This is a genomic window from Sphingomonas sp. 67-41, from assembly GCF_001899725.1.
Taxonomy (GTDB): domain Bacteria; phylum Pseudomonadota; class Alphaproteobacteria; order Sphingomonadales; family Sphingomonadaceae; genus Sphingomonas; species Sphingomonas leidyi.
Genome location: NZ_MKWJ01000022.1, coordinates 92,138 through 118,314 on the forward strand (window position 1 = coordinate 92,138; position 26,177 = coordinate 118,314).

Genomic DNA, 26,177 nt, shown 5'->3' on the forward strand with positions numbered 1-26,177 from the left:
CTCCAGCAGTGCCGGAGGAAATCGGATGTTTCACTTGTGGGTACCGTCGATCCGATTCCGGCGGGGCTGGTGGGTCGTCGCCCTGGCGGCATTTTCGATGGTGCCGGCATGGGCCCAGGTCTCCGGATTTCGAGACGGCGCCGCGAAGGTCCACCTGTCGACGGGTTCGAATGTCGGCGAATGGATCGTACGCGGCGAGGCGTCCCCCCGGCAGCAGGCCATCGTGGTCTTCGTTCACGGCGGACCCGGCCTCTACACCGAGCAACGACGCATCGACGAAGGCGCCGTCTTTCGGCGCGCGGGTTTTACGACTGCCTATTATGATCGCGCGGGCGGCGGCGTTTCCGAACGGCTTCCCGCCGCGGAATATTCGTTCGAGCGAGAGATCGCAGACCTGGAGGCCTATCGCGTCCATCTCAATGCGGGCCGGCTTATCCTGTGGGGCAACTCCTTCGGCGCCTCGCTCGCCACTGCTTACGCGGCACGATATCCCGAGCATGTCGCAGCCCTGGTGCTGACGTCGCCCGGAACCTTCCCGGGAACGACCGTGGAACGCGACTTCTCGCGAACCGAGAGGGCTCCGGTCGTCATGTCCCGGGAAATGAAGAGCGCCGCTGCGCTGATCGACGGCAAAGGCGCCGCCGCCGAGAGCCGGCTTAGCCAGTCCGATGCCGGCAGGATCTTCGACGACTTCGTCGGCAGCCAGCTGGCCGACGGCTTCCTGTGCAAGGGATCCGGCATTTCCCCGCCGGCCCTGCCCGGCGGAGGCAATCTCTATGTCCAGCGCCTCGTCTCCGCGAGCGTGGCGAAGGTGAAGCCGGCGAACATCGCGCCGGGCAGATTCCCGGTGCTGATTCTCCGCGGCTCCTGTGATTTCATGCCGCCCGCCAACGCCGCGCAATATGCGTCCTTTCTCGGAGGCGACGTCGTGACGCTGGACGCCGTGGGCCACGGGCTGCTGGAGGATCGTGCGGCGGTGGACGGCGCCATCGCGAACTTCCTCCGGCGGCATTTCGCGCGCCCCTGAAGGGCAGGGCCAAGATTCTCCCCTCGTCCTTGAAGGCGGATTCTGGGTTGCGCTGTTGACGCCGCCCGGCACCCCCAGCATGGACCTCCCATGCGCTTCTTCTCCGACAACGCCGCCGCAGTCTGCCCCGAAGTGCTCGCCGCGCTGGCAAGCGTGAACCAGCTCGACACCGCCTATGACGGAGACAGATGGTCGCAATCGCTCGACGGCGCCTTTTCGGACCTGTTCGGCACGCAGGTGCGCGCGTTGTGGGTGCCGACCGGCACCGCGGCGAACAGCCTCGCCCTGGCCGCGCTCTGCCCGCCTTATGGCGGCGTGGTCTGCCACCGCGAGGCGCACATCAATGTCGACGAGTGCGGCGCGCCGGAATTCTATACGCACGGCGCCAAGCTGCTGGCCGGCGAGGGCCCGGGCTCGAAGCTGACGCCCGATGCGATCCGCGCGGTGATCGATCCGATCCGTCCCGACGTGCACCAGGTGCAGCCGCATGCCGTCTCGATCACCAACGCGACCGAATATGGCCTGGCCTATACGCCGGGCGAAGTGGCGGCGATCGGGGCGCTGGCGAAGGAGCGCAAGCTCGGGCTGCACATGGACGGCGCGCGCTTCGCCAACGCCGTCGCGCATCTCGGCTGCCATCCCGGCGACCTGACCTGGCGCGCGGGCGTGGACGCGCTCAGCTTCGGCTTCGTCAAGAATGGCGGGATGAGCGCCGAGGCGCTGATCTTCTTCCGGCCCGAACTGGCGGAGGCGACGCTCTATCGCCGCAAGCGGGCGGGGCTGCTCTCCTCCAAGGGCCGCTATCTGGCGGCGCAGATCCTGGCGATGCTGGAGAACGACCTGTGGCTCGAGAACGCCCGCGCGGCCAATGCCGGTGCGCGCCTGCTCGCCCGGGCGGCGGGGGACCGGCTGGTGCACCCGGTCGAAGCCAATGAGGTGTTCCTGAAGATGCGCGCCGAGGAAGCGGCGCGCCTGCGCGCGCTCGGCTTCGATTTCTACGACTGGGGCGTGGGCGAGGCGCGGCTGGTGATCAGCTGGGACCAGGCCGAGGAAGCGATACGGCCGCTGGCCGATGCGATCGCGGCGCTGTGAGGACGGGCTCCCCTGAAATCCTCCCTGGGCCTGTGTCGGGGAAGGGAACCGCCGGCGGAGCCGGTGGTGCAGGAGCACAGCGAGTCGCCGCCGGATCGCGGCGCCCCCTCCGCCACGCCGCTTCGCGGCGCGGCCCCCTTCCCCCGGCAAGCGGGGGAAGGAATTGATGACGGCCGCACCCGCCCCGCAATCCGCCCGCCTCTCCGTCCTGGTTCCCTTCGCGATCGTCACGCTGATCTGGGGATCGACCTGGATCGTGATCCGCGACCAGCTCTCGGTGGTGCCGCCGAGCTGGTCGGTCACCTATCGCTTCGCGGTGGCCGGAGTGACCATGCTGGCCTGGGCGGCGCTGCGCGGCGACGGGCTGCGGCTCGATGCGCGGGGCGTGCGCTTCGCGGTCCTGCTCGGGCTCGCGCAGTTCGTGTTCAACTTCAACTTCGTCTATCGCGCCGAGCAGCACATCACCTCGGGCGTGGTGGCGGTGGTCTATGCGCTGCTGCTGGTGCCCAATGCAGTGATGGCGCGGATTTTCCTCGGGCAGAAGATGGGACGCCAGCTGATCATCGGCTCGGCCATCGCGATGGCGGGCGTCGCCCTGCTGTTCCTGCACGAAGCGCGGCTCAGCCCGGTGGGCCCGGCCCAGGCCCTGCTCGGCATCGTCATCGCACTGGCCGGCGTCCTGTGCGCCTCGATCGCCAACATCATGCAGGCGACCGATACGGCCAAGGCCTATCCGATGGCGACGATGCTGGGCTGGGCGATGCTGAGCGGGGCGGCGATCGACGGGCTGTTCGCGCTCGCCACCGCGGGGCCGCCGGCATTCGATCCCCGGCCCAGCTATGCGGGCGGCATCCTCTATCTCGGCGTGCTGGGATCCGCGCTGACCTTCAGCATCTATTTCCGGCTGATCCGCACGATCGGCCCGGCCAAGGCAGCCTATACCAGCGTGCTGATCCCGGTGATCGCGATGCTGTTCTCGACGCTGTTCGAAGGCTATCGCTGGTCCGCGCTGGCGGAGGGCGGCGCGGGGCTGGTGCTCGCGGGGCTGGTGGTGGCGCTGAGGGCGCGCAGGCCCAACCGGTAATCGGCATGGCGCGGCCGCCAGCCCAGCACCCGCTTCGCCTTGCCGTTCGCGACGCGACGATTCTCGGCATGGAAGGCGCGGGCCTGGGGGCTTAGCCCCGCCTGCTCCAGCGGGACCATCGGCGGCACCGGCAACCCCAGCAGCGCGCAGCCATAGGCAATGACGTCGCTCTGCGGAGCGGGGCGATCGTCGGCCAGGTTATAGGCGCCGGGCGGCCCGGCGAAGCCGGCGATCACGCCCTCGACGATGTCGTCGACATGGATGCGGCTGAACACCTGGCCCGGCAGGTCGATCCGCGGCGCGGCGCCGGCGCGGATGCGATCGAGCGGGGAGCGGCCGGGGCCGTAGATGCCGGGCAGGCGGAACACATGCGCGCCGGCAAGCGCCAGCCAGGCGGCGTCCGCCCTTGCCCGGGCGATGCGGCGGCCGGTGCCCATGGGCGCCGTCTCGTCGACCCAGGCGCCGCCGGTGTCGCCATAGACGCCGGTCGAGGAGAGATAGCCGATCCAGGCGCGGGAGGCGGCGATCTCGCTCCCATAGGTTGCGAGGACAGGGTCGTCCTCGCCCGGCGGGACGGTGGAGAGGATGTGCGTGGCGCGCGCGATGTCGCCCGCGCGGCCGGCGAAGGTCTCGCGGGCAACGGTGGCGATTTCCGCCCGGCCGGCCAGCCGCGCGACCAGGCGCATGGCGGTATAGCCGGGGCCGAAGATCAGGAGACGCATTTCCTAGGCCCTCGCCTGGGGAGGCAGGAGGACGCGCGACGCCGGCGGAGGGGCATTTTCCGCGAGCGATGTCGCCGGTGGCGCGCCACCCCTCCACCGCGCGGGGAGGATCGGAACGTCACTGCGCCCCATATCCCCCGAACCGCACCCCGAAGAAATCGCCCCTGTTCCAGCGCGGGCGTTCCGGCGCATCGGTGAGCGCGCGGGCGACGGCATAGTTCAGGCGCATATATCTGGCGGCCGAGTTCCAGTCGAAGGGCAAATCGATCTGGTCCGAGGGCTTGTGATAGTTCTCGGCCAGGAATCTCTTCTGCGCCTCCGCTCCCTGCCCGCCCGGGCCGGTATCGATCGAGACCGCCGGAATGCCGGACTTGACGAAGCTGTAGTGATCCGAGCGGACGAAGAACATCTCCTCGGGGCTCGGATCGGGGACGACGGCAAGGCCCTCGCCAGCCGCCGCCGCGGCGATCACCGGGCCCAGGCTGGAGCGTTCGGCCCCCAGCGCGACGACATCGACCAGCGGATAGGTGAGGATCGGCATGTCCATGTTGACGTCGGCGACCAGCCGGTCCTTCGCCACCGGCGGATAATGCGCGAAATAGTCCGAGCCGAGCAGCCCCTTCTCCTCCGCCGCCAGAGCCACGAACAGCATCGAGCGCCGGGGCTTCTCGCCCGAAGCGACGAACTTGCGGGCGACCTCGAGCATGGTCGAGACGCCGATCGCATTGTCCATCGCGCCATTGTAGATGCGGTCGCCATTGACCGCATCCCCCACGCCGACATGGTCCAGATGGGCGGAAAGGACGACATATTCCGCCTTGAGCGACGGATCGGTCCCCGGGATCAGCCCGGCCACGTTGCGCGTCGCCTGCGTCACCAGCCGCGTCTTGCTCGCAACCCTGAGCGTGCCCGCGAGCGCGCCGGTAGGGACCCGCGTGCCCCTGCGCTGCGCGGCGAGCACATCGGCCCAGCGGATCTTCGCCCCCTGGAACAGCTTCTCCGCCCCGGCCGGGCCGACATAGCCCACCGGCGGGGCGCCCGGCGCGGTCGCAAAGGCAGTGCCGTCGGGCCGTGCCCAGGTCGTGCGTTCATAGTCGTAATAGGGAACGATCGCCTCGAAGGGGATCTGCTCGCGCTGGGCGAGCGATTCGAGCACGATCACCGCCACCGCGCCCTTTTGCTGCGCGATCGCCGCCTTTTGCTCGTCGTCGCCGAAATGCGCCTCGACTTCGTTGGGCAGGCCCTGGGGCACGCCGGGCAGGATCGCCACGATCTTCCCCTTCACGTCGAGCCCCTTGTAATCGTCGCGCTTCCCTTCGGGATAGACGATGCCATAGCCGGCGAAGACGATGCCGCCCTCGGCCTTGAAGTCGGGCGTGGCGGGCGCCGGCGTGTTGACATAGTCGATGCCGAACTGGAGCGGGATTTCCATCGCACCGCGCACCAGGCTCCACTTCGCCTTCTCGGCCGGCTTGTACGAGACCAGCTTGAACGGCTGGAACCAGCTTCCCGCCGCGCCGGGCACCAGGCCGATCGCCAGCATCTGCGCCGCGACATATTCGGCCGCCACGTCATAGTCGCGCGTTCCCGCCTCGCGCCCGCGAAGCGCATCGGAGGCGAGGAACTGGACATGCGCCTTCAGCGCCGCCTGCTCGGGCGGAAGCTGGGCGGCCGGCTGGGCCGCGGTCTGCGCCTGGGCGAACGGCGCGGCGAACAGCGCCGCCGCGGCGAGGAGGAAACGGCGGAAGATCACTTTTCCGAAGGTCCCTGGGCCATCGGCCCCTTGTAGAGCGTGCCGAAGAAATCGCCCTTGTTCCACACCGGCCTGGCCTCCGCATCGGCGATGGCGCGAGCGATCGCATAGTTGAGGCCGACGAAGCGCAGCCCCTGCTTCCAGTCGATCAGCCCCACTTCGTCCGAAGGCTGGTGGTAATGCTTGTCGAGGAATTCCTTCGTCGCCGCCGCGCCCGGACCGCCCGGCCCCAGATCGAGCGAGACCGCGGGGATGCCCGCCTTGACGAAGCTGTAATGATCCGAGCGGACGAAATAGGCTTGGTCCGGCTCCGGATCGGGAACCAGCCTGACTCCCTCCGCGGCGGCGGCCGCCTCCACCAGCTTTCCGACCGAGCTGCGATCCGCGCCATAGGCGACCAGATCGACGAAATCATACGTCAGGATCGGCATGTCGAGATTGACATTGGCGACGATCGATCGGCCCGGCACGGTCGGGTGCGCGGCGAAATATTCCGAGCCGACCAGGCCCTGCTCCTCCGCCGTCACTGCGACGAACAGAATCGAACGGCGCGGCCGCTTGCCGGAGGCCTGGAAGCGGCGCGCCACTTCGAGCATCGCGGCGGTGCCGACCGCATTGTCCATCGCGCCGTTATAGATCCTGTCGCCCGTCGCATCGGGCTCGCCCACGCCGACATGATCGAGGTGCGCCGACAGGACGACATATTCGCCCGCCTTGTCCGTCCCTTCCAGCAGGCCGGCGACATTGTCCGCCGCCAATTTGCGCAGCGCAGTCTCGGCGGTGCCCGTGGCGGATACGGCGAGCGCCCCGCGCGCGATCTTCCCGCCCACCTTGTCCGCCGCCAGGACGGCGTCCCATTTGATCTTCGAACCTTCGAACAGCTTGGCGGCACCGTCGAAGCCCAGATAGGCGAAGGCCGGCGCGGCGGGGCCCGCCGCAGCGCCACCGTCCGACCAGGTCATCGCCTCGCTCTCCGCGAAGGAGACCACCTGGGCGAACGGGCGGAGCGCGTGACGGGCGTTGCTCTCGATCAGGAGAACGCCGACCGCGCCATGCGCCGCCGCGACGCGCATCTTCTCCTCGGGCTGCGCGAGATGCGCGCGGACATCGCTGGGCAGGCCGCGCGGCGCGTCGCGCAGCATCGCCACGATCGCGCCCTTCGCCTGGAGCCCCGCATATTCCTCCTCGGTGCCATAGCCGACAAAGACCACCGGGCCCGACACGGCGACCTTCGGCGTCCTCGGCGTGGGGCGGGCGATATAGTCCTTGCCCCATTCGAGGGGGATCGACGTTTCGCCACGCCGAAGCACGAGCGTGCCGTGGCCGGCCGACTTGTAGGCGACCAGCGGCACCGGCTGGAGCCAGGTGCCGTTCACGCCCGCAGGCTTGAGCCCGGCCGCGAGCATCTGCGCCGCGACATATTGCTCGGCGATGGCCAGTTCGGGCGAGCCCGTGTCACGGCCCTTCATCGCATCGGATGCGAGGAACTGGACATGCGCCTTCAGCGCCGCCGCGTCCCTGTCCAGATCCTGTTTGTCGAGATTCTGGGCGAAGGCGGGAACGGCGGCGAGCAGAGTCGCTGCGAGGAGAAGTGCGCGCTTCATGCTCACTTGGCCCCCGGACCGTTATAGGTGAGGCCGAAGAAATCGCCCTTGTTCCACACCGGTCGCTGCTCGCCATCGGCAATCTCGCGGGCGATGCGATAATTCACGTCGACGAAGCGCACGCCGGACTCCCAGTCGATCGCCGGCAGCTGGCCGATCTCGTCCGAAGGCTGGTGATAATGGTTCTTCATGAAGTCATCATATGCCGCGCGACCGGGGCCGCCCGCACCGGGCCAGAGGAAGACCGAGGGCACACCCTTGCGAACGAAGTTGTAGTGATCCGAGCGGACGAAGATGTTCTCGCCCGGCAGCGGATCGTCGGACAGCGGCACGCCGATCGCCTTGCCGGCGCGCTCGACGATCGGGCCCAGCGTCGAATGGCCGGCGCCGTACACCATGATGTCCTGGAACTTGTAGGTGATGATCGGCATGTCGAGATTGACGTCGGCGACGATGCTCGACAGCGGCACGGTGGGGTTGTTGGCGAAATAGTCCGAGCCGACCAGGCCCTTCTCCTCGGCGGTGACCGCCAGGAACAGGATCGAGCGGCGCGGCTTCGTGCCCGCCGTCTTGAAGCGCTTGGCCTCCTCGATCAGCGAGGCGATGCCGACGGCATCGTCGAGCGCGCCGTTGTTGATCGTGTCGCCGGTCTTGTCGGGCCGGCCGACGCCGATATGGTCGAGATGCGCGGAAAGGACCACGACTTCCTTCGACAGCGCGGGATCGCTGCCCGGCAGCATGCCGGCGACGTTGTAGCTCTTCACCGGGGTGAGCGCGGTCTTGGCGGCGACGCTAACGGTCACCGGCAGCGCCTCTGCCTTGAACACCGCGTCGGGCGCGGCGGCCGCCTTGGCGATATCGGCCCATTTCTGTCTGGCGCCCGCGAACAGCTTCTCGGCGCCGACCAGGCTGACGGTGCCGGCCGAGGGCGTGCCCGGCGCAGCGATATGGCCGGTGCCGTCGGGGTTGCCCCAGGTGAAGCGCGGCCGCGCCGCGGCATTGGCATAGAAGCTGAAGGGCCGCGCCTTGACGGTGTGCGGCGATTCGAGCGTGATCGTGGCGATCGCACCATGCTTCGCCGCGATCTCCGCCTTGGCGGCGGGATTGGAGAAATGCGCGGCGACCTCGCCGGGGAAACTCTCGGGCGCGCCGCCGAAATAGGCGACGATCCTGCCCTTCACGTCGACGCCCCTATAGTCGTCGCGGCCCTGGCCCACGATGCCATAGCCGACGAACACCACCGGCGCCGTGACGGCATAGCTGGGCGTCTCGGGATTGGCCGAGGAGACAAAGTCCTTGCCGAATTCGAGCGCGACCGGCGCGCCGCCCTTGCGCGTCACCGTCATCGTGCCGGGGCCGTCGAGCTTGGCGCTGACCAGCGGGACCTTCTGCAGATAGCCGCCCTCGTCGCCCGCCGGCTTCAGCCCGGCCGCATAGAATTGCGAGACGACATATTGCGCGGCGATCTCGAACTCGGGGCTGCCGGCCTCGCGGCCCTTCAGCGCATCCGCGGCGAGGAACATGACATGGCTCTTGAGCGCCGCCTGGTCGGCGGGCAGCTCGGCATTGACGATCGCATTGCGCTCTGCGGCGGTGAGCGCCGGGGCGGGCGCAGGCGCCGGCGCGTTCTGGGCATAAGCGGGCAGCGCCAGCATCAGCGCAAGGGCCAGCGGCGTGGTGGTGCGGATCATGTGGGGGAACCTCTCGGCGGCAACTCGGTATATCGCTTCGGTAGCACGGCTTGACGCAGGCGCAAGCCGGCAGATTTTCAAGGTGGCGAGCGCCGAGCTTGCCCCTATATCCGAGGCATCATGGCAGACGCTTCCAACGCCCCGCAGACTCCGCACGTCACTCGCCGCGAGGACTATCGCGCGCCCGACTGGACGGTTCCCGAGATCGCGCTCGACTTCGATCTCGATCCGGTGGCGACCCGGGTCCGCGCCACGCTGCTGGTGGAGCGCAGCGGCGCGCACGATCGGCCGCTGGTGCTGAACGGCGACGGGCTGGCGGCGGAGAGCGTGAAGGTGGACGGCGCCGAGGCCGAGGGCTGGCGGATGGACGGCCCGGACCTGGTGATCCCGCTTGCCGGCGACGCGCACGAGATCGAGACGGTCGTGACGATCGCGCCCGAGCGCAACACCCAGCTTCAGGGCCTCTATGCCTCGTCGGGCATGCTCTGCACCCAGTGCGAGGCCGAGGGCTTCCGCCGCATCACCTTCTTCCCCGACCGGCCGGACGTGCTCTCGAAATACAAGGTGCGGATGGCTGCCGACAAGGCGCGCTTCCCGGTGCTGCTGGCGAACGGCGATCCGATCGCGCAGGGCGATGCGGGCGACGGGCGCCACTGGGCCGAGTGGCACGATCCCTTCCCCAAGCCGAGCTATCTGTTCGCGCTGGTGGCCGGCGACCTGGTCGCCAACAGGGGCGTCTTCACCACGATGCGCGGGCGCAAGGTGGATCTCGGCATCTGGGTGCGCGCGGGCGACCTGCCCAAGACCGATCACGCGCTGCACGCGCTCAAGCTGTCGATGGCCTGGGACGAGACCGTCTATGGCCGCGAATATGATCTCGACGTGTTCAACATCGTCGCGGTGGACGACTTCAACTTCGGCGCGATGGAGAACAAGGGGCTGAACGTCTTCAACAGCCGCTACATCCTTGCCGATCCCGACACCGCCACCGATTATGATTACGACGCGATCGCCGCGGTGGTGGCGCACGAATATTTCCACAACTGGTCGGGCAACCGCGTCACTTGCCGCGACTGGTTCCAGCTCAGCCTGAAGGAAGGCTTCACCGTCTTCCGCGACCAGAGCTTTTCGGGCGACCAGGGCAGCAAGGCAGTCAAGCGGATCGAGGATGTCCGCGGCCTGCGCGCCAGCCAGTTCCCCGAGGATGCCGGCCCGCTCGCCCATTCGGTGCGCCCGGACGAGTATATCGAGATATCGAACTTCTACACGGCGACCATCTACAACAAGGGCGCCGAAGTGATCCGGATGATGTCGACCATCCTGGGCCGCGAGAAGTTCCGCGCCGCGACCGACCTGTATTTCGACCGGTTCGACGGCACCGCCGCCACTTGCGAGGACTTCGTGCGCTGCATGGAGGAGGCCGGCGGGGTGGACCTCACCCAGTTCCGCCGCTGGTACAGCCAGGCGGGCACGCCGCGCGTCTCGGCCAATCTGGCCCAGGAAGGCGGCCGCGCCCGCCTCAGGCTCGCCCAGACCGTGCCGCCGACGCCGGGCCAGCCGGCCAAGGAGCCGATGGTGCTGCCGCTCAGGCTCAAGCTGTTCGGCGGCATCACCGGGCGGCCGATGTGCGACGAGCAGCTGGTCCTGCTCAAGGACGCCGCGCACGAGATGCTGTTCGAGAACCTGTCCGAGCCGCCGGTGCTCTCGATCAACCGCGGCTTCTCCGCCCCCGTGATCGTCGAGACCAACCGCACGGCAAAGGACCTCGCCTTCCTCTCGGCGCATGACGACGATCCCTTCGCCCGCTACGAGGCGATGCAGCAGCTGATGCTGGACACGCTGGTCGCCGCGGTGACGAGCGGCAAGGGCGAGCACGCCGCAGTGATCGAGGCGGTGCGGAACACGCTGCTCGATTCGGCACTCGACAAGGCATTCGTCGCCGAAGCCGTGCTGCTGCCGTCGGACAGCTTCATCGGCGACCAGATGGGCATGGTCGATCCCGACGCGATCTTCGCGGCGCGCGAGGCGCTGCGCGCGGACCTGGGCACGGCGCTGGAGAGCGAATGGCGCGCCGCCTATGACGGGGCACAGGCCAATCGCTTCGAATATTCGCCGGCGGCCAAGGGCGCGCGGCGCCTGAAGACGGTGGCGCTCGGCTATATCGCCGCGAGCGGAGCGGACGACGCCGCCGCGCTTGCCTTCGGCCAGTTCGAGGCGGCGGACAACATGACCGATCGCCAGGGCGCGCTGACCACGCTGGTCAACGGCAATTCGGACAAGCGCGAGGCGGCGCTGGCGGCCTTCTACCAGCGCTACCAGGGCAATGCGCTGGTGCTAGACAAATGGTTCCAGACCCAGGCGCTCTCGTCGCGCGACGATGCCGCGCAGGCCGTCGAGGCACTGGCCGCGCACAAGGACTTCACGCTCGCAAACCCAAACCGGGCGCGGGCGCTGATCGGCGCGTTCAGCGTCAACCAGCGGGCGTTCCACGATCCTTCGGGCCGCGGCTATCGCTTCGTCGCCGACCAGCTGATCGCGCTCGACCGGCTCAATCCGCAGACCGCGGCCAAGCTGGTGCCGCCGCTCGGCCGGTGGAAGCGCTTCGATCCGGCGCGTGCGGCAAGGATGCGCGCCGAGCTGGAGCGGATCATCGCCACGCCGGGGCTGAGCAAGGATATGTTCGAGCAGGCGAGCAAGTCGCTGGACTGAGGCTTTGGCGACAAGGTGCGGGAAGCGATTCCCGGCGCCGCCGTCCATATCGGCAGGGTAAGGAGACACAGCATGACCTTGTCGACCAAGACCGTTCCCTCGCCCGTCGGCGAACTCACCCTCGTCGCAAGCGACAAGGGCCTCGTCGCGATCCTTTGGGAGAATGATTCGCCCGATCGGGTGAAGCTGGGCGAAGCGGCCGGCGATGCCGGGCATCCGGTGCTGATGGCGGCCGAGACCCAGCTGCGCGAATATTTCGCCGGCACCCGCACCCGCTTCGACCTGCCGCTGGATTTCCGGGGAACCGACTTCCAGAAGAGCGTATGGGCCGAACTGCTGGCCATCCCCTTTGGCGAGACGCGCTCCTATGGCGAGATCGCCGCGAAGCTGGGCCGCCCGAAAGCGTCGCGTGCCGTCGGTGCCGCCAATGGACGCAACCCGATCTCGATCGTCGCCCCGTGCCACCGGGTGATCGGGTCGACCGGCAAGCTCACCGGCTTCGCAGGCGGGCTGGACGCCAAGGAATATCTGCTCGCGCTGGAGCGCCGCGCCGGTTGACGCGGGAGCGTTCGCCCCGGGCCCGCGTTGGCGCCGCATGATCAAGCTGATCGCCACCACTGCCCGCGATCGCGACCGGGTGGGCGAGATCGCGGCCGTGGCCGCGCGCTTCGGGCTGGGCGTGCTGCTCGCCCGGCTGGGCTTCGCCGGCGAAGGCGCGGATGCCGACGCGGGGGCGCTGCCGCTCCCGCGCCGCACCCGGCTGGCGCTCGAGGCGCTGGGGCCGAGCTTCGTGAAGATCGGCCAGATCCTCGCGACGCGCGGCGACCTGCTGCCGCCCGAATGGATCGCCGAGCTCGAGCAGCTCCACAGCGACGCGCCGACGCTGGCCTTCGAGACGATCCGCGCGGCAGTGGAGGACGCGCTGGGCGAGCCGCCCGAGGCCGCCTTCGCGCATTTCGATCCGGTGCCGCTCGCCGCCGCGTCGATGGCGCAGGTCCACCGCGCCCGATTGAAGGACGGGCGCGACGTGGTGCTCAAGGTCCGCCGCCCCGGCATTCGCCGCGCGATGGAAGCGGACATGCGGCTGATCGCCGAACTGGCCGCGCTGGTCGAGCGGAGCAGCGCCGAGGCGCGGCGCTTCGAGCCGGTGGCGCTGGCGCGACAGCTGCGCCAGGCGATGCTGGAGGAGCTGGACTTCACCCAGGAGGGCCGCAACGCCGATCGCATCCGCGAGGACCTGGTCGGCCAGCCCGATGTGCTGGTGCCCGGCATCCATTGGGAGTGGACCAGCGAGACCCTGCTGGTGATGGACTATGTCGAGGGGGTGAAGCCGCTTTCCGCCGAGGCGCTGGCGGCGCGCGGGATCGATCCGGAGGCAATCGCCGAACTCGGCGCCGATCTCGTCATCGAGATGGTGCTGGTCCATGGCCGCTTCCACGGCGATCCGCACCCCGGCAACCTGCTCTGCCTGCCCGGCAACCGGCTGGCGCTGCTCGACCTGGGCTCGATCGGCCATATCGGGCCGGGGCGGCGCGAGGAATTCCTGGGCTTCGTCACGTCGCTGGCCTGGGGCAATCCGCGGGCGCTCGCGGAAACGCTGGCGCTCTGGTCCGAAGGGCATGGTGTGCCGCGTGGCCGCATCGACCGCGCCGCCGAGCAGATCGTCCAGCGCCATGGCGGCGGGCGCATCGTGATGGCGGAGATGGTGCCCGATTTCCTGCGGCTGCTGCGCGAGGAAGGGCTGGTGATGCCGCCGGACTTGCTGCTGGTGTTCAAGGCCTTTGTGACGATGGACGGCGTGCTCGCGCGCATCGCGCCGGGCTTCGACCTGTCCGGCGCGATCCGGCGGGCGGCGGCGCGGCTGGTGGCGGCGCGCTTCGCGCCGGGGCGGCTGGCCGCGAGCGGCGGCATGCTGGCCTGGACCCTGGCAGGGCTGGGTGACGACGCGCCACGGCTGCTGCGCGCCGCGATCCGGCGGATCGAGGCCGAGCCGCCGAACGACGCCGCGACTGCCGCCGCGATCCGGACGGGCACGGGCTGGATCGCCGCCGCGCTGCTGGGCGGGGCGGCGATCCTGGCCGTGGCGCTGGTGCTGGTGCTGGTCTAGTCCAGGGCCCGAACCAGCATCCGGGATCTTGCGATCGGGCCCTGGCGCTACGCCATCACGTTGCGGCCGCGCGTCACCACGGCGGTGTGCCCCACGCTGGCCTTGGTCGTGCGCTGGGTCACCGTGTCCAGGAACACCCAGTCGTTGCTCGCCTTTTCCGGCGTGAGCGTGAGCGCCATATAGCCGCGGCGGCTGGTGTCGCACCATTTCAGCTCGGGATTGGCGGCGACCAGGCCGGCGGCGATGATCTTCGGATCGGTAGCGGTGCTGTTCTCATAGCCCGGCGACGTGACGCTATGGCCGGCGAATTCGACGCCGGCGGGCTTGCCGTCCTGCCCCAGGTCGAACGCCCAGGCATTGTGGCTGTCGCCGCACAGCACGATCAGATTGGCGCCCGCCGCCTGGGCGGACTTGAGGAAGCGCGCGCGGGCCGCCGGGAAGCCGCCCCAATTGTCGAGGTCCGACGGCACGCCGAGCTTGCTGGCGATCACGCCCGACTGGACATAGGCGCGCGTACGGGCCGGGGCATCCGGCTTGATCCAGTCGAGCGCCTGCTCCGGCATGCGCTGCTTGCCCATGATCGTGCCGAAACCGACCAGCTGCCACTTCTGGCCGGCGCGCACCGACTTGCGCATCGCATGGCCGAGCCACGCCTCCTGCTCGGTGCCGAGCATGGTACGCGCCGGATCCTGCAGTTCGCCGTCGCGAAAGGCGATCAGCGCCTTCTGCGCGTCGGCGGAGCGGAACAGCGGCGCGAGATCCGGCTCGTCGCTGCGCGCGAGGAGGCGGCTCTCGGTGCGGAACAGCGTGGCGAGGCCGCCAATGTCGTAGCTGCCCCAGGGCGTCTCGGAGACCGGCATCCATTCCTTGAACGCCTGGAGCGCCGCCGCCTTGCGGATGCTCCAGTCGCCTTCGTCCGGCTGATGGTTCTGCGCGCCGCCTTCCCAGCTGTTGTTGGTCGATTCGTGATCGTCCATCTGGATCAGCATCGGCTTGACCCGGTGCAGTTCCTGGAGATCGGGATCGCTGCGATAGCTGGCATAGCGCAGGCGATAATCGGCGAGATGGACCATCTCGGTCGCCGGCTCGGGCCAGCGATCCGCCACCGCCCCGCCGGCCGGCGCATAGCCGCCGCGCTTATACTCGTAGAGATAATCGCCGAGATGGACCCACAGGTCGATATCGGCGCGCGCCGCGGCATGGCCATAGGCGTTGAAGAAGCCGAACGGCATGTTCGCGCAGGAGAAGACGCCGATGCCGAAGCGGCCGACATTGCCCATGGGCAGCGTCTTCGTCCTGCCCACCGGCGAGAAGCTGCCGTCCGGGGCCACGAAGCGATAGAAATAGCTGGTGCCGGGCTCGAGCCCCTCGACCGTGATCTTGGCGGTATGGTCGCGCCACGGGCCGGTGATCTGCTGGCCGCCCGAGACGATCTTCGCGAAATCCGCGGTCTTCGAAATCTCCGCCCTCAGCTTCACCGCGCCGCCATCGGCGGGCACGTAGCGCGTCCAGAGCAGCATCGTGTCCTGCCCCGGCTCGCCGCTGGCGACCGAATGGGTGAAGCCGGCGGCCAGCGCCTGGGCCAGGGAGAAGCCCGGAAGCGCGAGGGCGCCGAGGCCCAGCGTGCCGGTGAGAAGAAGCGAGCGGCGATCGGTACGAAGCGTCATTTGTAGCGTTCCCGGACAATTTCGTCGCACGCCTTGCCGCGTTCCCGTGGCGAGTTCGTGACAGCGCGCGCGCGCGGCGCTAAGCACGGACCGGAATTAACCGGGAAGGGCCCGTTCGACAATCATGCTGCATCTCCTCCCGCCCGGGGCGCCGCGCTCCTGATGGCAAGCAAGTCCGAAGTGCTGGGGAGCCGGACTGCTCGCCTTTCCGATCTGGTCGCCGCGATCGCCGCCTTGCCGCGCTGGTCGATCCTGCTGCTCGCCGCCGTGGCGGTGCGCGCGATCACCTTCGGCAATCCCGTCGTCCATATCGATGAGGAATTCTACCTCGTCACCGCCCAGCAGATGCTGCACGGCGCCGTTCCCTTTGTCGATGTCTGGGACCGCAAGCCCGTGGGGCTGTTCCTGATCTACCTGCTGCCCGCCGCCTTCGGGGTCCCGGCGGGCATCTGGATCTACCAGATGATGGCGCTGGCCGCGGTGGTGGGCACCGCGCTGCTGATCTGGCGGCTCGCCGACAAGGCCGGCTGGAGTCGCGGCGGCCTCCCCGCCGCGCTCCTCTATCTGTTCATGCTCAATTTCGCCGACGGCCAGGGCGGGCAGGCGCCGGTCTTCTACAACCTGCTGACGGCATGGGCGGTGCTGCTGATCGTGCCGCACCCGGACGATGCGAGCGACGACCGCCGGCGCATCCATCGCGCCACCGCGGCGATGCTGATCATCGGCCTGGCGATGCAGGTCAAATATTCGGTGGTCTTCGAGGCGATATTCCTCGGCCTGTGGCTGATGTGGACCGAGGCGCGCCTGGGGACCAGCGCGGCGCATGTGCTGCGCCGCGGCGCGCTCTGGGCGGCGGCGGTGTGGCTGCCCACGCTCGCCACCTGGGCGGCGTTCATCCTGCTCGGCCATGGCGACCCCTGGTTCTATGCCAATTTCGGCTCGATCCTGGCGCGGCAGAGCGATCCGCCGATGGTGCTGATTCGCAACTTCCTGGAAGTCGCGCTGATGCTGGCCCCGCTGCTGATCGTCTCCGGGCTCTCGCGCCATGTGCCCGTGGGCGCGCGCAGCGAGCATCCGGTGCGGGCATTGCTCTTCGGCTGGCTGATCGCCGCGGTGATCGGGCTGCTGGTGTTCGGTACCTGGTTCAATCACTATGCGCTGCCGGTCCTGCTGCCCGCGAGCCTGTGCTGCGCCGGCTATCTGGGCGGCACCGAGACCGGCCGCAAATGGGTGGCGCCGCTGCTGCTGCTCGTGGCTGCCATCGGCGGCGAAGCCAGGCTGGTCAGCGTGAAATTGCATCGCGGCAATGCCGCGCAGCTTCAGGCGCTGGCCGACGGCATCGGCCATGGGCCGGGCTGCATGTACCTCTATTCGGGCAATCCGATCCTGTACGGCTATACCGGGCGCTGCACCGTGTCGCCCTGGGTCTTTCCGAGCCACCTTTCGCGCGAGCGCGAGAATGGCGCGCTGGGCGTCGACCAGCTCCAGGAGATCGACCGCATCTTCACCCAGCGGCCGGAGATCGTGGTGATGCGCCCCGCCTATTTCGGCGAGCGCATGGCGTCGCACCAGCTCGCGGTGAAGCGGATGGAGGAGCTCGGCTATCGCCTGCGCGGCCGCTGGCCGCTCGGCGACCTCAATATCTCGGTCTACGCGCTGCCGGCGCCGCGCGCGCCGGCGCCGCCGCGCCTCGCCTCCAGCAAGCCCTCGTAATAGGCCATCAGTTCGGCGGCGTGGTCGGCGTCGCTGCGCACCTTGCCCGCGGCGACGCGGGCGGCGTTGCGCAGGATGGCCTGCTCGCGGCCGAACATGCGCCGGATCGCGTCCGCCGCCGAATAGGCATCGCGCGCGCGATAGGTTTCGGCGAAGAGCGGATCGGCAAGCTCGGCGAAGCCGCCCTCGTCGGGCCCGATCAACGGCAGGCCCGAGGCCAGCGCCTCGGAAGCGACGAGGCCGAAGGGCTCGGCATCGGAGCCGTGGATCAGCGCATCGCAGCTGGCCATGATCCGCGAGAAGCGCACCCGGTCATAGACCGGACGGAAGATCTTGATATGCGGGCTGCCGGCGATCCGGGCCTCGAGCTGGCGGCGCTGCGGGCCGTCGCCGATCAGCATCAGGCCGACGGGCAGGTCGTTCGCCGCAGCCTCCACTGCGTCGATCACCAGCGGCCAGCGCTTCTCCTTGTGATGCCGGCCCAGGCCGAGCAGCAGATGCCCTTCCGGCGGCAGGCCGAGCTGGGCGAGCAGCGCCACGCGCAGCTTCTCGTCGCGCAGGTCGGGCGAGAACCATTGCCGCTCGATCCCCAGCGGCATCGAGGCATGGACATGCATGCCGCGCCGGCGGAACCGCTTGGCCAGTGCCGGGCCGTTGGTGACGAACGCGTCGTAATGCCCGAGGAAGCGGCTCATGTACCGCGTGTACCAGGCAAAGGCCCGCTCGACCTGGATCGGCGTCGCCACGCTGTCGAGCCAGCGCTGCGGATAGGCGCCGATATTGTCGCCATGGGCGAAGAACACCTTCACCGCATCGCCCTGCCAGCGCGCCACCGTCCAGGCCGGGAGCCAGGGCGAGCTGGTCTCGACGATGTCGGGCTTCAGCGCGTCGAGCAGGTTCCACACCGGTTCGTCATGGACGAAGATGCCATAGTTGCGATCGAGGATCAGCGGCGGCGCCTTGACCCAGAAGATGCGGCCGCCGCCGGGCCGCTCCTCGACGCTCGATTCGAGCGCCGGCGCGATCACGGTCAGCTCATGGCCCATATCGGCCATGATCCCCATCTTGCGATCGAGATAGGTGCGCACGCCGCCACCGGTCGGCGAGTAGAACTCGTTGACGTCGACGATGCGCATCGCCTTGCCCCTCAGTCGTCCAGCGGCGCGAAGCCGCCCAGACCCCTGAGATATTGGGCCTTTATCGAGATCTGTCCACCGCCGGGGCCGACATTGACCAGCGCCTGGCGTACCTTGGGGCGGCTGCGGCCGAGCTTCTGGTTGCTCGGGAAGCCGGCGCCGTCCTCCCAGAAGTTGAACTTGTTCTTGCCGTCGCGATCGTGCGTGAACAGCACCGCCCAGGTGCCCGGGCCCGGCGCGCGGATGCACAGGCGGACGGGGCCCGAAGCCGGCGTCTGCGCCCAGATGCGGCGGAACGGCTTGTTCTCGCGCTTCAGCGACGTGTCGTCGCGCAGGAAATCCTCCTCGTTCGGCGGATAGATCTCCAGCTTGAGCCGGCCGGTGCGGTCCTTGAGGCCGGTGACGTTGACGTAGAGCGGCACGCCGGCCCGCGTCGCGCAATTGCCGTCGACCGGATCGGGCTGCGCGGCGGCGGCAGGCGCCGCGGCGAGGGCGAGCGCGGTCGCGGCGCCGGTGGCCAGCGAGGCGATCGGGAGGCGGATCATGGCTGCTTGTTCCTCGTGAGCAGGGCCTGCACGCTGAAGCCTCCGATCAAGGTGACATGGACGAGAAGGGTGAGGCCGGCGATCAGCGCCATCAGCTCGGACATGGCCGAGCCCTGGCCGATCACCACCCCGGTGATCGCGGCAAAGGCGGCCTCCTTGCTCGGCACCAGCGGCAGGCGCCAGACGAGCAGGCGGCCGGCCGCCATCATCAGCCACACGCCGATCGAGACGTTCGGCATCGCCAGGTGCCAGGCGATCGCGACGAGCAGCGAGCCGGTGACGATGCGCGCGCAGTGCACCAGGAACACCCACCACAGCTCGCGGCGGGGCAGCGAGAACACGCGCTTGGAGAAGAGCAGGAACGGCACCGACATCAGCAGCAGCACCACCACCGAGCCGAGCACCGCGCCCTTCCATTGCGGCGGCACCAGGCCCAGATAGAGCGGCAGGCCGACGACCATCATGATCAGCGTGATCGCGTTGCCGGCGATGGCCGACAGGATCATCACGTCCTTCACCGCACCGAACGGCGCCGCGACCATCTGGGTGCGCTGGCGCGCCCAGGCGTAGAAATAGGCCTCGCCCGAATAGCCGAACAGCACTTCGTTCGAGATGCGCTTCTTGTGGAGCGCGGCGAGCCCGGCGAGCGGGATCTGCCACAACCGCTTGAAGATCACATAGTCGAAGGTCGGCGGGCCGACATAATAGAGGGCGAAGACCAGGTAGAAGAGCGGGTTGGTGGGCAGGCTGCGATAGAGGCCCTGCAAGCCCGAGCCGAACAGCTCGCGGCCGAGCGCCACGATCATGAGCAGCGTCAGCGCGCCACCGAGAATCGCCGGCCAGCGGCGCCTGATCTTTTCGACGGGTTCGAGACCCGCAAGGTCGGGCGCGCCCGGGAGGGGGACGGCCTCGACAACGCTCGTGTTCAACGAAGCCTCCAGACTTGGTTCGTTCACCGATTCACATTCCGCCGCCCAAAACGGCCGTTTCCAGCACTTTATCCGCGTCTTGCGGCGTACAGCCCCCCAGTTTACGCCAACACGAAAATGGCTGGTGGCAGCAGATTGCGGTTTATTGCGGGGGCGATTTGGGCTTAAGAGTGGCAATCCGCAAGACCTATGTTGCACCGCACCCAATCCAAAACCGCACAACACATCCTCACCTATGCCCAGCAATTGCAGGGCGGCGGTGTGGAACGCGCGATGCTGCGCATGGCCGCGGGATGGCACGCGGCAGGACGCCGGGTGACGCTGGTGCTGGGCAGCAGCGAAGGGCCGCTGGCCGCGGAAATCCCCGGCGGGATCGAACTGATCGAACTGGGCGACGGGCGGCACCAGGCCCTGTTCCGGCTCGCGGACGAAGTCCGGCGGGCACGGCCGGACCTGCTGTTCTGCCCGGGCAACCGCTATACCGGAGTCACTGCGCTCGCCCGGCTGCGGCTGGGCGCCGCCGCGCCGCCGATCGTGGGCAAGGTCTCCAACGCGCTGGTGCGCCCCGAGCTCTCGCGGGGCGCGGCATGGCGCTATCGGCGCTGGCTGCGGCTGCATCCGCGCTTCCTCGACCATGTCGTGGCGATGACCCCGGCAATGGCGACCGAGGCGATGGCCGAGATGGGGATGCCGTCCGAGCGCGTAGGGGTGATCGCCAATCCGCCCGCCCGGCCGATCGCGGGCGCCGCGCCGGTTGCGCTGCCCGCGGGCCGCTATCTGATCGGCGTCGGGCGGCTGGAGCCGCAGAAGCGCTGGGACCGGCTGCTCGCCGCCCTGCCCCGGCTGGCCGACAAGCAGGTGAAGCTGCTGCTGCTCGGCGAAGGCGGCGCGCGCGGCGCCCTCGACGCGCAGATCGCGGCGCTGGGACTGGGCGACCGGGTGGTTATGCCCGGCCATGCCGGCGATCCGCTGCCTGCCCTCAAGGGTGCGGCGGTGGCGGTGCTGACATCGGACTATGAAGGCGTGCCCGGCGTGCTGCGCGAGGCGCTTTCGGTGGGCACCCCGGTGGTATCGACCGAATCGAGCGTCGCGGTGCGCGAGATCGTCCATGCGCCGGAACTGGGCACGGTGATCGCGCGCGAGGATGGCGATGCGCTGGTCGCCGCCCTCGATCGCTGGCTGGGGCCGGACGCGGTACGGCCCGCACCGGTGATGGCGACGGGCGATTCGATCGCGGACTATCTGGCATTGTTCGACCGCGTGGTGGACAGCCACCGGCAATGACGGGGATCAGCGCAGCCGCAACCGCACGCCCAGCCACAGGGTGCGCGGCAGCGCGCGCTCGATCGCGCCCGGGCCGCTGATCCCGGCCTGCACCTCGGCATCGAAGATATTCTCCGCCCGCGCCTGGAGCGCGAAATCGTGCGCGAGCGGCAGCGTGGCTGCGGCATCGAGCGTGAAGGCGCCCTTCAGCGTGCGGCGGTTCTGGTCGTCCTCGAACTGCGGCCCCGCATAGCGGGCGGTGAGCGACACCCCGGCCTCGCCCCGCGCCCAGCCGAGCGTCGCGCTCGCCTGATGCCGCGCGGTTTGGGCCGGGCGCATGCCATCGAGCGAAGCCGCGACGCCCGATGCGGCCACGCGCGAATCGGTGAAGGCATAGGATGCGGCCAGGCTGAAGGCACCGGCCACCCAGCGCCCGTCGAGCTCCACCCCCCTGGCGGTGACTGCATCGAGGTTCCGGCGTTGGCGATAGAAGCCCGCCGCGGAGACGAAGCCCACGCCGGGAAAGCTGCCCGGCCCCTGCGCCAGCGTGACGTTCGCGATCGCGCCGTCGAGGCGGTTCCAATAGCCGGTGGCACGGATGGTCAGTGCCGCGACGGGGCGCCAGTCCACCCCGATCTCCGCCCCGACCAGCCGCTCGGGATCGAGCGCTGCATTGGCGGCGGTGGCGTCGGCACCCGCGCGGAAGGGGCGGTAGAGCTCGTTGAGCGTCGGCAGACGCCAGCCCCGATATGCGGCCGTGCGCAGCGTAACGGCGCCCAGCCGATAGGCGGCGCCCGCGCGGCCGGTGGCTTCCCAGCCCCGGCGATCGGGGAAGCGGCTGCTCGCGATCACCGGGCCGGGTGCGAGCGACGTCTCGAGCAGCGTACCGTCGGCGATGTCCCAATGATCGAGGCGCCCGCCCAGGCTGAGCGTGAGCGGCCCGCTTTCGTAGCTGGCATCGGCGAAACCGCCGACGGTCAGGCTCTCGCCTCCCGCGACGCGGCGGCGAGTCGGGCGGCCGGCGACATAGGTATAGAGTTCCTCGGTCCGGCCCGAGACGCGGCGCAGGTCCGCACCGAGGCGAAGCGTCACGCCCCCGCCGACGGGCGGAGCGACCTCCAGCCGCGCGCCCAGGCCGGTGGCGGGCACGGCATATTGCTCGAGCGCCGGCGTGACGGCGGTACGCGCATCGTTGACCGCCGCGAAGCCCGAGGCGAAATCGCGCGCCTGGAGCCAGGCAAGCGCCGACCAGCCCCAGGCGCCGCGCCCCACGAGGCGAAGGCTGGCATCGGCGCCTTCGCTCTTCGCCCGCGTGAAATCCATGCCGCGGTCGCGGCGGTCGGTGAAGGCCGAGAGATTGGCCTGGAGCTCGGTATCGGCGCCGATGCCGGTGACGGCGCGCAGGGCGATGGCGGCCTGTTCATAGGGCGCCGGCCGGTCGACCGGCCCGCGATCCGCCGCGACGATCGGCGTGAAGCCGTCGCCGCGCGCATATTGCCCGGCAATGGTGGCGAAGCCGCGCCCGAGCTCGACCGCGCCGACGCCCGAGAGATCGAGGCTGTCGCGGCTGCCGCCGAGCGCGTCGAGCGAAAGCCGGCCAAGCTGCGACGGGCTGCCACTCTCCAGCTCGATCGTGCCGGCGAGCGCACCCGGCCCGGCATAGCCGCTGCCCCCGCCCCGCACGATTCGCGCACCGGCAAGGCGCACGGGAAGATAGGCGGGAAAGGCGATCCAGCCGCCGAAGGGATCGGCCTGGGGCACGCCGTCGAGCAGCAGCAGCGCGCGGCTCGACGCATTGCCGCCCAGGCCCCGCAGCGTGACTCCCTGCGAAGTCGGATGGGCCGAGCGCGAATCGGAGCGGCGGAACTGGGCGAGGCCGGCGGCATCGCGCAGCGCATCCTCCAGCCGGCCGCTGGCGGTGCCGGCGATGCGGTCGCGCGCGATCGTCACCACGTCATAGGCGGCATCGCCCGGCGGCGCCGCAAGCCCGCGGCCGGTGACGACGATCGCGTCGGGCTCCTGTTCCTGCGCCAGAGCGGGGGCGGCGAGCAGCAGGCCCGCCGCCAGCCCGGCGGCCCTCACTTGGGCGCCACCGCGTCGGGATGGGCGGCGGCGAAGGCGGGCAGCGCGGTGGCGGCGGCGTCGATCGCGACCAGCCGGGGGAAGGCGTCGAGCGGCGTCTCGAAGCGCCGGGCATTGTACATCTGGGGCACCAGGCAGAGATCGGCGATCCCCGGCGCATCGCCGCCGAGGAAGCGCCCGCCCCCCGCCATCGCTTCCAGCGCGGCGAAGCCCTCGGCGATCCAGTGGCGGGTCCAGGCGTTCCGCTCCTCCTCGTCCACGCCCATCGCCTTCAGGCGCCGCATCACGCGCAGATTGTTGAGCGGATGCGTGTCCGCCGCGATGACGAGCGCCCGGGCCATCGCCCCGGCGCGGGCATCGGGATCGGCGGGGATCAGCCGCGGCTCGGGATGGCGCGCATCGAGCCATTCGATGATCGCCAGGCTCTGGGTGATCACCTTGCCATCGGCTTCCAGCGCGGGGACGAAGCCCTGGGGGTTGCGGGCGAGATGCTCCGGCGAGCGCTGCTGGTCCTCGAGCAGCATGACGTCGCGCCGCGCATAGGCCAGGCCCTTCAGGTTCAGCGCGATGCGGACGCGATAGGCGGCCGAGGAGCGGAAATAGTCGTAGAGGATCATGGCGCACCTGCCGGCGGATCGAGCGGCGTGGCCGCCTCTTCCTCATAGCCCCGGCGCAGGCGGACGCGCCATTTGAGTCGCGGGCTCTCCTCGTCGGCGGCGCGGGCGGCGCGCTCCGCCTCGCTCTCCAGCGCGACCTTGATCATCGCCACGATCGGATCGGCCAGCGCCAGGCCGAGCACGCCGAACAGCGTGCTGGCGAGGATCTGCGACGAGAGGGTGAGCGCCGGCGGCATGTCTACCGTGCGCCGCGCGACCATCGGGATCACCACATAGCCGTCGAAATTCTGCACGCCGAAATAGATGATGATCGCCCAGATGCCGGTCTCGGTGCCGGCGCTGAAGCCCACCGAGATCATCATCACGCCGGAGATGAAGGCACCGATATTGGGGATGAAGGCGAGCACGCCGGTGATGATCCCGAGCAGCAGCGCCATCGGCACGCCGGCCAGCCACAGGAAGAAGGCGGTGACCACGCCTTCGAAGAGCATGCCGAACAGGCGCCCGGCAAGCAGCCGCCGCATCGTCGTCGCCATGCGGCTGATGGTGAGCGCGAACGAATCGCGTGCGTCCCTCGGCACCATCCATTGCAGGCCGCGCTCGTAGATGCGCGGCTCCAGCGCCACGAACAGGCCGATGACCACGATCATCAGCAGCGACGAGACCGCGCCGAACACCGAGCCCACCGCCGAAGTGAGCCGCCCGACGCTGCCCAGCGCCTGCTGGGCGAGGCCGGTGAGATCGGAGCGGCCCGGCATCAGGCCCAGATCGGCCACCCATTGGGCGACCTTGTTCGCCTGCACTTCCAGCGTGGTGCGCAGCTGTTCCGCCTGGGCGGCGATCTGGACGCCGGTCAGGTAGAAGATGCCGGCGAAGAAGGCGATCACCAGCAGGACGACGATCACGATCCGCAGCGCGCGCGGGATCGGCAGGATGCGGCCGAGCAGCCGCGCGCCGCCATCCAGCATCGATGCGAAGACCAGCCCGCCGAAGATGATCAGGATCGGCTGGATCAGCAGCACGAACAGGGCGACCGCGATACCGAGGCCGAACCAGACGCTCGCCTTCTTCAGTTCGGCGCGGACCAGCGGGTCGCGCAGTTCGTTGGGCCCCGGCTCCTGGACGACATGGACGTGCGGGGAGGCTAGCGGATCGCTCATCATTGACTGTCCCGTTGCGGGTGAAGCGAGGTGCCGGCGCGGCCGGGGCGGAAGGATCGGGGCCAGGTCAGCGGATTCCAGCTGGCGCTGCCGTCGAGGCTGAAGGTGATGAACTCGGCGCGGCCGCCGATATTCTCCCACGGCACCGGGCCGCCCAGCCCGCCCTGCGCGAGCGGGAAGCGGCTGTCGGCCGAATTGTCGCGATTGTCGCCCATCAGGAACACCTTGTCCCGGGGCACGCGGATCTCGGGATAATTGTCCGCGCGGCCGGGACGGAAGCCAAGGTCGACCGTGTCGTAGGAGCGGCCGTTGGGCAGCGTCTCGCGGAAGATCGGCAGGCGGCAATATTGCCGGCCGGCCCGCGTGACGAGGAAGCCGGGATATTGGTCCTCGCTGCAGCGCGTATTGGGATCGACGGGAATGTAGCGATCGCCCATCGCGCGACGCGGGACCGCCTTGCCGTTCAGATAGACGATACCGCCCCTGACGGCGATCGTGTCGCCGGGCAGGCCGATCACGCGCTTGATATAGTCGGTGTTGGTGCCGGGCGGCGTGACGATCACCACGTCGCCGCGCTCGGGCAGCCTGCCCAGGATACGGCCGTGCATGAAGGGCAGCACATGGAAAGTCGGCGTCACCCAGCTATAGCCATAGGGATATTTGGTCACCACCAGCCGATCGCCGACGAGCAGGCCGGGCAGCATCGATTCGCTGGGGATGAAGAAGGGCTTGGCGATCAGGCTGTGAAAGCCGAGCACCGCGAGCACCAGCCACAGGATGCCGCGCGCTTCCGCCCACCAGTCGGTGCGCGTCCGGGCTTCGGCCTCTTCCTCGAACGCTTCGTGACTCAACGCGAGCTCGTCCGCCCCCATCAATCTTCCTTCACCGCCTCGATCATGACCATGGCGAACGCCCAGGGATGATCGTCCGTCAGCGTCAGATGCACCTTGGCGACGTGACCCGCGGGGGTGATGGCGTCAAGCCTCGCCTTCGCGCCTCCGGTCAATGCCAGCGCAGGCGCGCCGGAGGGCGCGTTGACGACACCGATGTCCTTCATGAACACGCCCGCCTTGAACCCGGTTCCCACGGCCTTGGAGAAAGCCTCCTTCGCGGCGAAGCGCTTGGCGAGCGTGGCGGCATAGTTGTGCGGGCGGGTCTTCGCCTTGGCGATCTCCAGATCGGTGAAGCTGCGCTGCTCGAAACGTGTGCCGAAACGGTCCAGCGACTTCCGGATCCGCTCGATATTGCAGAGGTCGGAGCCCAGGCCGAGGATCAT

Annotated in this window: 21 protein-coding genes; 8 read left to right on the forward strand and 13 right to left on the reverse strand. The window is 69.3% G+C overall.

Features of this window, described 5'->3' with window-relative positions; translation table 11 throughout:
- Positions 1-25: 25 nt before the first annotated feature.
- The 3 genes from BGP17_RS11400 (at position 26) to BGP17_RS11410 (ending at position 3,203) form a co-directional block, all read left to right on the forward strand.
- Positions 26-1,027 carry an alpha/beta fold hydrolase gene (locus BGP17_RS11400; protein ID WP_286712004.1) on the forward strand — a complete coding sequence of 334 codons (1,002 nt, stop codon included), beginning with the start codon at positions 26-28 and terminating at the stop codon, positions 1,025-1,027.
- Between the two features lie 90 nt (positions 1,028-1,117).
- Positions 1,118-2,119 carry a threonine aldolase family protein gene (locus BGP17_RS11405; protein WP_167300387.1) on the forward strand — a complete coding sequence of 334 codons (1,002 nt, stop codon included), beginning with the start codon at positions 1,118-1,120 and terminating at the stop codon, positions 2,117-2,119.
- Positions 2,120-2,285: 166 nt separating this feature from the next.
- Positions 2,286-3,203, forward strand: a complete 918-nt coding sequence (locus BGP17_RS11410) for a DMT family transporter (RefSeq protein WP_286712005.1) — start codon at positions 2,286-2,288, stop codon at positions 3,201-3,203.
- On the opposite strand, the gene BGP17_RS11415 is transcribed toward BGP17_RS11410, so the two are convergent.
- From BGP17_RS11415 to BGP17_RS11430, 4 genes are all read right to left on the reverse strand, one after another.
- Positions 3,113-3,925: a Rossmann-fold NAD(P)-binding domain-containing protein gene (locus BGP17_RS11415; protein ID WP_286712006.1), complete on the reverse strand. Its 813-nt coding sequence runs from the start codon at positions 3,923-3,925 to the stop codon at positions 3,113-3,115. The two genes, BGP17_RS11410 and BGP17_RS11415, sit on opposite strands and share 91 nt — an antisense overlap.
- A gap of 118 nt (positions 3,926-4,043) precedes the next feature.
- Positions 4,044-5,678, reverse strand: a complete 1,635-nt coding sequence (locus tag BGP17_RS11420) for a M28 family metallopeptidase (RefSeq protein WP_286712007.1) — start codon at positions 5,676-5,678, stop codon at positions 4,044-4,046.
- Positions 5,675-7,282 (reverse strand): M20/M25/M40 family metallo-hydrolase, encoded by a 1,608-nt coding sequence (locus tag BGP17_RS11425; protein ID WP_286712008.1) that lies wholly within the window; start codon positions 7,280-7,282, stop codon positions 5,675-5,677. Before BGP17_RS11425 ends, BGP17_RS11420 begins: the two co-directional genes overlap by 4 nt.
- A 2-nt stretch (positions 7,283-7,284) precedes the next feature.
- A complete protein-coding gene (locus tag BGP17_RS11430; RefSeq protein ID WP_286712009.1) occupies positions 7,285-8,973 on the reverse strand; it encodes a M28 family metallopeptidase in 1,689 nt (562 codons plus the stop codon).
- Positions 8,974-9,093: 120 nt separating this feature from the next.
- On the opposite strand from BGP17_RS11430, the gene pepN reads away from it, so the two are divergent.
- The 3 genes from pepN to BGP17_RS11445 all read left to right on the forward strand — a co-directional run bounded on the left by pepN (position 9,094) and on the right by BGP17_RS11445 (position 13,789).
- Positions 9,094-11,682, forward strand: a complete 2,589-nt coding sequence (gene pepN / locus BGP17_RS11435; RefSeq protein WP_167300382.1) for an aminopeptidase N — start codon at positions 9,094-9,096, stop codon at positions 11,680-11,682.
- A gap of 72 nt (positions 11,683-11,754) precedes the next feature.
- A complete protein-coding gene (locus BGP17_RS11440; protein ID WP_167300381.1) occupies positions 11,755-12,240 on the forward strand; it encodes a methylated-DNA--[protein]-cysteine S-methyltransferase in 486 nt (161 codons plus the stop codon).
- 37 nt (positions 12,241-12,277) lie between these two features.
- Positions 12,278-13,789: an ABC1 kinase family protein gene (locus tag BGP17_RS11445; protein ID WP_286712010.1), complete on the forward strand. Its 1,512-nt coding sequence runs from the start codon at positions 12,278-12,280 to the stop codon at positions 13,787-13,789.
- Positions 13,790-13,836: 47 nt separating this feature from the next.
- Here the strand turns inward: BGP17_RS11445 and BGP17_RS11450 are convergent, their stop codons facing one another.
- Positions 13,837-15,456, reverse strand: a complete 1,620-nt coding sequence (locus BGP17_RS11450) for an alkaline phosphatase D family protein (protein WP_167300379.1) — start codon at positions 15,454-15,456, stop codon at positions 13,837-13,839.
- 162 nt (positions 15,457-15,618) lie between these two features.
- Here BGP17_RS11450 and BGP17_RS11455 point away from each other — a divergent pair, with 162 nt between their 5' ends.
- Complete coding sequence (locus tag BGP17_RS11455; protein ID WP_286712011.1) at positions 15,619-17,169, forward strand: ArnT family glycosyltransferase; 1,551 nt, start codon at positions 15,619-15,621, stop codon at positions 17,167-17,169.
- Here BGP17_RS11455 and BGP17_RS11460 read toward each other — a convergent pair.
- Genes BGP17_RS11460 through BGP17_RS11470 form a run of 3 tightly spaced genes read right to left on the reverse strand, consistent with a single transcriptional unit; the run spans position 17,106 to position 19,779 of the window.
- Positions 17,106-18,305 carry a glycosyltransferase gene (locus BGP17_RS11460; RefSeq protein WP_167300377.1) on the reverse strand — a complete coding sequence of 400 codons (1,200 nt, stop codon included), beginning with the start codon at positions 18,303-18,305 and terminating at the stop codon, positions 17,106-17,108. The genes BGP17_RS11455 and BGP17_RS11460 overlap by 64 nt on opposite strands.
- 11 nt (positions 18,306-18,316) lie before the next feature.
- Positions 18,317-18,850: a DUF2141 domain-containing protein gene (locus tag BGP17_RS11465; RefSeq protein WP_286712012.1), complete on the reverse strand. Its 534-nt coding sequence runs from the start codon at positions 18,848-18,850 to the stop codon at positions 18,317-18,319.
- Complete coding sequence (locus BGP17_RS11470) at positions 18,847-19,779, reverse strand: hypothetical protein (RefSeq protein ID WP_208413598.1); 933 nt, start codon at positions 19,777-19,779, stop codon at positions 18,847-18,849. The genes BGP17_RS11465 and BGP17_RS11470 overlap by 4 nt, the downstream gene beginning before the upstream one ends.
- Positions 19,780-19,968: 189 nt before the next feature.
- On the opposite strand from BGP17_RS11470, the gene BGP17_RS11475 reads away from it, so the two are divergent.
- Entirely contained in the window at positions 19,969-21,063 is a 1,095-nt protein-coding gene (locus tag BGP17_RS11475) for a glycosyltransferase (RefSeq protein ID WP_286712013.1), read from the forward strand.
- 6 nt (positions 21,064-21,069) lie between these two features.
- Here the strand turns inward: BGP17_RS11475 and BGP17_RS11480 are convergent, their stop codons facing one another.
- Genes BGP17_RS11480 through acpS form a run of 5 tightly spaced genes read right to left on the reverse strand, consistent with a single transcriptional unit; the run spans position 21,070 to position 26,177 of the window.
- Complete coding sequence (locus BGP17_RS11480; RefSeq protein WP_286712014.1) at positions 21,070-23,124, reverse strand: TonB-dependent receptor; 2,055 nt, start codon at positions 23,122-23,124, stop codon at positions 21,070-21,072.
- The gene (maiA, locus tag BGP17_RS11485; RefSeq protein WP_286712015.1) at positions 23,121-23,741 is read right to left on the reverse strand and encodes a maleylacetoacetate isomerase; all 621 of its coding nucleotides are present in this window, start codon (positions 23,739-23,741) and stop codon (positions 23,121-23,123) included. Before maiA ends, BGP17_RS11480 begins: the two co-directional genes overlap by 4 nt.
- Positions 23,738-24,904, reverse strand: a complete 1,167-nt coding sequence (locus BGP17_RS11490; protein WP_286712016.1) for an AI-2E family transporter — start codon at positions 24,902-24,904, stop codon at positions 23,738-23,740. The genes maiA and BGP17_RS11490 overlap by 4 nt, the downstream gene beginning before the upstream one ends.
- Positions 24,901-25,773 carry a signal peptidase I gene (gene lepB, locus BGP17_RS11495; RefSeq protein ID WP_167300371.1) on the reverse strand — a complete coding sequence of 291 codons (873 nt, stop codon included), beginning with the start codon at positions 25,771-25,773 and terminating at the stop codon, positions 24,901-24,903. The genes BGP17_RS11490 and lepB overlap by 4 nt, the downstream gene beginning before the upstream one ends.
- Entirely contained in the window at positions 25,773-26,177 is a 405-nt protein-coding gene (gene acpS / locus BGP17_RS11500) for a holo-ACP synthase (protein ID WP_167300370.1), read from the reverse strand. The genes lepB and acpS overlap by 1 nt, the downstream gene beginning before the upstream one ends.